Raw genomic sequence first — 5,891 nt, 5'->3', positions numbered from 1 at the left:
TGGTAACGGCGCGCTGGCCTTACTGGCCTTCGATTACAATCGCGCAAATCAGAAAGACTTTGTTATCCATGGTGTGGATGCGGCCAAAATCGATCCACCGGCCCAATTGCGTACGTCTTCACCAGCCATAGCTAAAAAACTTAAGCAGATTACCTTCCATAGTGAGACGCCTGTCGAGCAGATGCCTTTTGATGCCGGCAGTGTTGATGCGATTATCAGCCAGTTCGCTTTTGAATACGCCGATCGCAACCAGGCGCTGAAATCCATCCTTGAATCGCTGAAATCTGGCGGCCGTTTTACCGCGATGGCCCACCATGCCAGCAGCTCGCTGCTGAAAGATTCGAAGCAAGGCGTGATTGTCCTCACGGATATTCTCGATAACAGCCCGTTGTTTCAGCAAGCGGATCTGCTGATTGAACTCGCCGGACAGGCGATTCCGCAACTCGGTGAGAAGGGTTGGTCTGAATTTTCCCATAACCGTATTATGAGCCGCAGTATTCAGTGGGCCATGCAAGCGCTGCAAGAACGCTACAATAAACCGGAGCAGCAGGTATGGGTGAATGATGTAGTGCGCCGGGTAGCCCGGGTTATGCAGGTTATGAAAGGTGACAACCTGGCCGAATGCCGTAAGCAACTGGCCTTCGAGTACCATGTATTAAACGACCACAAACTGCGTCTTCAGGACCAGCTGAATGCCGCGCTGGCGAAAAAGGATATTACTGCGCTCAAGAAAGAGGCAGAAAAATCAGGCGCACGCTTTGCAGCTGATGTGATTGAACACGATGGCGATACCTTTGCCTGGACCCTTAGTATCCAGAAAAACTAATCTTTTTTTACCTTAAAAAAGACATAAAAAAACGGGGCTTTTCAGCCCCGTTTTTATTTGTCTTACTAAGTGTTTCGTAACGAAACGTCTAAATTAGAAGTTTTGTTGGAAACGTACGTAGTAGATGCGACCCCAACCGTTGTACAGGTTGTAGTTGTAGTCACGACCACCATAAGGCACTAACTCAGGTAATTTCTCAAACGCGTTCTGAATACCGAACGTGAATTGGTTATCCCACTGAGTGGCATAGTTCACCTGGAAGTCATGAGTTACCCAGCTACCTACGCTACCACGTTGAACGCCAGCGATAGTTTCGCGAGCAGTATCACCGATGTAGTTCAGGTTATAAGCAAAGGTAAAGTCACCGAACGTGTAATCGTTGTTGAAGTTAGCACGTTGCTGAGGGAAACCTAAGTCACCCACTGTGTCACGGCCACTATCAACTTTATAGTCAAGTACATGGCTTACTTGCAGGCTTTGAGACAGCGCGCCCATAGAACCGAAGTCCCAGTTAGCACGGATGTTCAAGTCAAGACCTGAAGTTTCCAGAGTACCTTCGTTACCGTAACCAGCGTCGATACGCGTGATAACGCCAGCTGAGTTACGGGTTACACCCAGACCTGGAGGAATCGGGTCGCCGGCAAGTTCACGATTGATCAGAGCTTGTGAACTGAACGCACGGATACGGTTCTCAATTTCGATATCGTAATAATCGATAGCAAAGCTGATTTGATCAGTAACGTTCATTGCAAGACCGGTCGAGATTTGGTCTGATTCTTCAGCACCCAGGTCAGCGTTGGCACGGTAGAACGCGCTTACCTGACATGGCTGCGTAGGATCGCCAACTAGGACCGCACAAGTCTGAGCATCATTCACCGAGTCAGCAGAGAACGAAGTCTTCTGAGTCAGGATGTCCAGAGTAGGTGCACGGAAGCCTTGGCCCCATGAAGCACGCCAGATGATGTCTTCAGTGATTGACCACTTGAAGCTGGCTTTAGGTGAGAAGTTGCCACCAAAGTCAGAGTAACGGTCATAACGGCCAGCAAAGTTCAGTTCGAAGTCATAAGTTACAGGAACCAATACTTCGAAGAACGCTGCGTTTACAGTACGGCCACCACCTGCAGAGTTACCTGCAGAACCACCTACCAGACCAGCTTCTGACTGTGAGTCATACTGATCGCTGTAACGCTCTTTACGGTGTTCAAAACCAAGGAAGCTCTGAATCATACCCGCGTCGGTAGATACAACGTCGAATGCAACGTTCGCGTAATACTCATCGATATCAAAGTCAGAGATACGTGAAGTGGTTACAACACCAGCAGACAGAACGCTTTCTGGGTTCCCGCTTGGGTTTTGCAGATCATAGCCTACACGACAAGCATCAGGATTGAAGCTGCCATCTGAGCAGTAACCTGGGTTGAAGTCGTTTACGTTACCCCATGCAGTGTTAGCTGCCAGGTAGCCGTTACCGATTTCAGTACTGTTGTTACGTACGCGGCGATAACCGAAGTCGATCGCGTTGTCACCAACCATGCCTTCGAAACCAACCAGTAAATCTTTGTTTTTGTTGGTTACGGTGCTGTCACGGTTACCCATAGCAGCGAAGCGGTGCCAGATATAAACTTCTTGGTTGGCGCCAGCATAGGCTGGGTCATAAGTGACCGCATTCGGGTTGTTTGGATCATAGATCCACGCGTTCGGGTTAGTCGGGTTGTTATAGCTATCAGCCGGAGTAACCAGGCTGTCACCATAGTACCAGTTTGAATCAGGGGCTGGTGCATAACGGCCGAATGATACAGTCTCAGCGATACTTGCGTTGCTGTAGAACATCCAGTCGTTGTTGATCTGATGTGAACCTTTCAGGAACAGTGATTCGTTCGCTGAAGACGCTTCGTTCGCGTTAGTCGCGTTGAAGTTATAGCGGCAGATATTACCCTGCTTATAGAAGTTCTCATCGTTACAAGCAGATGGGATGCCTTTGAAGCCAAACGGGTTGCTTACGGTACTAAAGTTGTTACCGAAAATCGATGCGCCCGGGCGAACCCAAGGGTAAGCATTTTCGAATACGATTTCACGGGTGTTCCATGATACGCCACCTAACAGCGAGGTTTTAGCATCAGAAGAACCGAACAGGATGCTACCTTGCTCACGGTCACCGCCTTCACGTGGTACAGAGATTTCACCTGCACCTACAGTCAGCTGTGCGCCGTTGTAGTCTTTACGGGTAATAACGTTGATTACACCGCCGATAGCGTCAGAACCGTAGATTGCTGATGCACCGTCAGACAGGATTTCGATACGCTCTACTGCACCGATTGGAATCGAGTTCAAATCCTGGCTAGAACCAGTTGAAGGTGACATAGTCAGACGACGACCATCTACCAGTACCAGTGTACGGGAAGAACCCAGGCCGCGTAAGCTGACCATAGATACGCCCTGTGCAGATGAACCTGACTGTGGACGGAATGAACCGGCTGAGTTGAAAGTGGTGTTACGGATGATGTCAGAAACTGACATATCACCAGACAGGTCGATTGCTTCACGGTCGATAACAGTTACTGGAACTGCGCCTTCCATGTCAGTACGGCGAATACGTGAACCTGTTACCTGGATACGCTCCTGCACTTCTTCTTCGAGTTCTTCTACTGGCTCTTCTTCCTGGTTCTGCGCTGCCGCAGTGCCAGAGAATGCCATTGAAGCAGCTCCGAACATAAGTGCTAAGCGGATAGACTTAGCTAATTTATTGTTAGTATACATATCTTCTCCCTGGATCACTTTTAAGTGATTTACTAGGTTATAAACCTGCAGCTAATTGCTTAGCGTGCTTGTTCCGATCGGGGTCTGATTTGGCAAAAACCATACCTGACACCAACCGATCAGTACCCGATACTAATCAAAAAGAATGCATTGAGCAACCTTGTATAGCGTTAAAAACCAATATTTTTTACTCTTTTAGGGAACTTTTTTACGATATCGGATTAAAGGATAAGCAGATTTGTTCGCTGATTGTTGGATTTCGGCCGTCAGCCCAGTCTCTTCAGGGCCTGCGACTCTGCCGGATAATTTCAGCGGCGCTGACGGTTGCGCGACCGGCAAAATGATAGGCCTGGGCCAGAAATAACTCACCGCAGCCCACCGCATCGTCAAACGCGTGATGGGCCTGATAATCCGGCAACTGGTAACGCTGCCGGCAACTAGCGAGCGTGAGGCTGCCACGCTGAATATGGTGTTGCTGTTTGCGCAGGCGCCTGGCGTCAAACTGCAATGTATCAAATAGCGCTAATGGCTGCAGAGAAATATGGTGATGCCGTGCCGCCGCCTGCAGGAACTGCCAGTCGAGCTGCACATGGTGGCAAACCAGCACCGCGCCGTTCAGTACTTCTGCTAATTCAGCTAAGGCCTCGGCCGGGTCGACCGGATCCGCAAAATGCTGCTGGCGCAGACCGTGTACGACAGGACTCTGTTTCAGATCGGTATCCCGCTGCCCCGCCAGATAATAGCGCGCACTGCGATAATTCAGCAGCGGTGGCGTTATCTCAATCCATGCCATAGCCAGCAGGCTGTCGGTTTTCGGGTTTAAGCCGCTGGTTTCCAGATCCAGTGCCAGGTAACGGACGTGCTGCCAGGACCGGGCCAGTTGCCGGCGGCGCTTTAGCCAGTTGGTAAGACGATTCAGCACCATCGGCTTAGCCTGTCCGCCCGAATTTCAGTCCGACGCCCTGCTGGGCCTCTTTAATAATGCGGAACGCCGACTTCAGCTGACGCCGGGTCAGCGTACTGAGCTCATCAGGATCCAGCGCATTTTTCGGTTTATCCGTGCCCCACACGTCCAACTGATGCTGCAGCCGCAGCCCGGTTAAGAACAGCCAGGCTTCACCCAGGGCCTGATTATCAGCGCGATTAAGCAGCCGGCTGCCTTTCAGCTCCTGCAACCGCCCCAGGGTGCGTGGCTCGGTTAGCCCGGCCTGCAGCGAATAGGTTCGGACAATATCGTTGATCAGCGCGATACCATAGCGCTTGATATTGATAAGGTCGCTGTCCTTACCCGACTCGGTGCTGCGAAAGCGGTTAAACAATCCCAGCGGCACCGGCACGTTCGACTGCAGCCGCGCCAGGTTGCCCAAAAAGAAGTCGTTTTGCCCCAGCTTGGCTACTTCTGCCCGGTACTTCTGGTACAGCCGCTTATTGCCCACCACCATGCGGCTGTCAAAAAAGATCTGACAGTACATCAGCGCCTTGGGCGTGGGGCTGGTGGTCCAGTTCGTGAAGCGATCCAGCCAGCCCGACAGACTACGGCGGCAATCCGGGTTGCTGGCCATAATATCGCCGGGACACAACGGAATGCCGCAGCGGTACAACCCCTGACAGACAAAATCACCCAGCCCTCTGAACCACGCCCGCTGCTGCTCATTAAGATCGTCTGCTAATAATAAGCCATTATCCTGGTCCGAACTCAGCGTCTGATCCTCGCGCCCCTGCGAGCCGAACGCCAGCCAGGCATAAGCCGCCGGGGCCACCCCATGATCGCGCTCGTACAGCTCAATCAGCCGCCTTGTCATGGTATCGGTAAGCGAAGCCAGTAGCCGTCCGACAATAGTCGAATCGTGCACCCGCGCCGCAAACGTCTGAATATAGGCCGGCATATGCTGGGCTTCATCAATCAGCGCATCCAGACTACCGGCTTTATTCAGCGCACTAATCAGCATCACCGGCTCGCTGCGTTGCTGCCGCATCAGGTCGGTATTGGTGATCATGCCAATCGGCTCATCCTTGTCATTGAGCACCGGCAGATGATGAATATTGTGCTGCGTCATCAGCGCCAGCGCATCCATCAGACTCTGCCGACCGTACACCGTCGCCGGCGCCGGCGTCATCACCGCATTCACCTGCAGATCATAATCCAACCCCTGCGCCACCACCCGATTCCGCAAATCCCTATCCGTCAAAATCCCCTTTAAGAGCGTGGGGAGGGGGGGGGGGGGGCCCAGTTTTGGGTGGGGCCCCCCCCCCGGGGGAAAACACCCAAACGGGCGGGGCGGGGCCGGGGGGGGGGGCGGGGGGGGGG

4 protein-coding genes are annotated in these 5,891 nt (G+C 52.3%); 1 reads left to right on the top strand and 3 read right to left on the bottom strand.

Annotated elements, in window-relative coordinates:
- The coding region (locus R3196_RS10615; protein ID WP_318936746.1) for a class I SAM-dependent methyltransferase at positions 1 to 826 on the top strand (826 nt) is incomplete at its 5' end.
- A gap of 93 nt (positions 827 to 919) precedes the next feature.
- Here R3196_RS10615 and R3196_RS10610 read toward each other — a convergent pair.
- The 3 genes from R3196_RS10610 to R3196_RS10600 all read right to left on the bottom strand — a co-directional run bounded on the left by R3196_RS10610 (position 920) and on the right by R3196_RS10600 (position 5,757).
- On the bottom strand, positions 920 to 3,583 hold the full coding sequence (locus R3196_RS10610) for a TonB-dependent receptor plug domain-containing protein (protein ID WP_318936745.1): 2,664 nt from the start codon (positions 3,581 to 3,583) through the stop codon (positions 920 to 922).
- A gap of 280 nt (positions 3,584 to 3,863) precedes the next feature.
- Positions 3,864 to 4,508: an exonuclease domain-containing protein gene (locus R3196_RS10605; protein ID WP_318936744.1), complete on the bottom strand. Its 645-nt coding sequence runs from the start codon at positions 4,506 to 4,508 to the stop codon at positions 3,864 to 3,866.
- A gap of 4 nt (positions 4,509 to 4,512) precedes the next feature.
- Positions 4,513 to 5,757, bottom strand: coding sequence for a DUF294 nucleotidyltransferase-like domain-containing protein (locus R3196_RS10600; RefSeq protein WP_318936743.1), 1,245 nt, complete (start codon positions 5,755 to 5,757; stop codon positions 4,513 to 4,515).
- Positions 5,758 to 5,891: the final 134 nt, after the last annotated feature.

The sequence above is a fragment of the Pseudidiomarina sp. genome (assembly GCF_033722695.1).
GTDB lineage: Bacteria > Pseudomonadota > Gammaproteobacteria > Enterobacterales > Alteromonadaceae > Pseudidiomarina.
This window is presented reverse-complemented; position numbering and strand designations above follow the sequence as displayed.

Bases quoted from the DNA above. Each gene is read 5' to 3' on its own strand.
- R3196_RS10605 (WP_318936744.1), bottom strand. From the start codon at position 4,508: ATGGTGCTGAATCGTCTTACCAACTGGCTAAAGCGCCGCCGGCAACTG.
- R3196_RS10610 (WP_318936745.1), bottom strand. From the start codon at position 3,583: ATGTATACTAACAATAAATTAGCTAAGTCTATCCGCTTAGCACTTATG.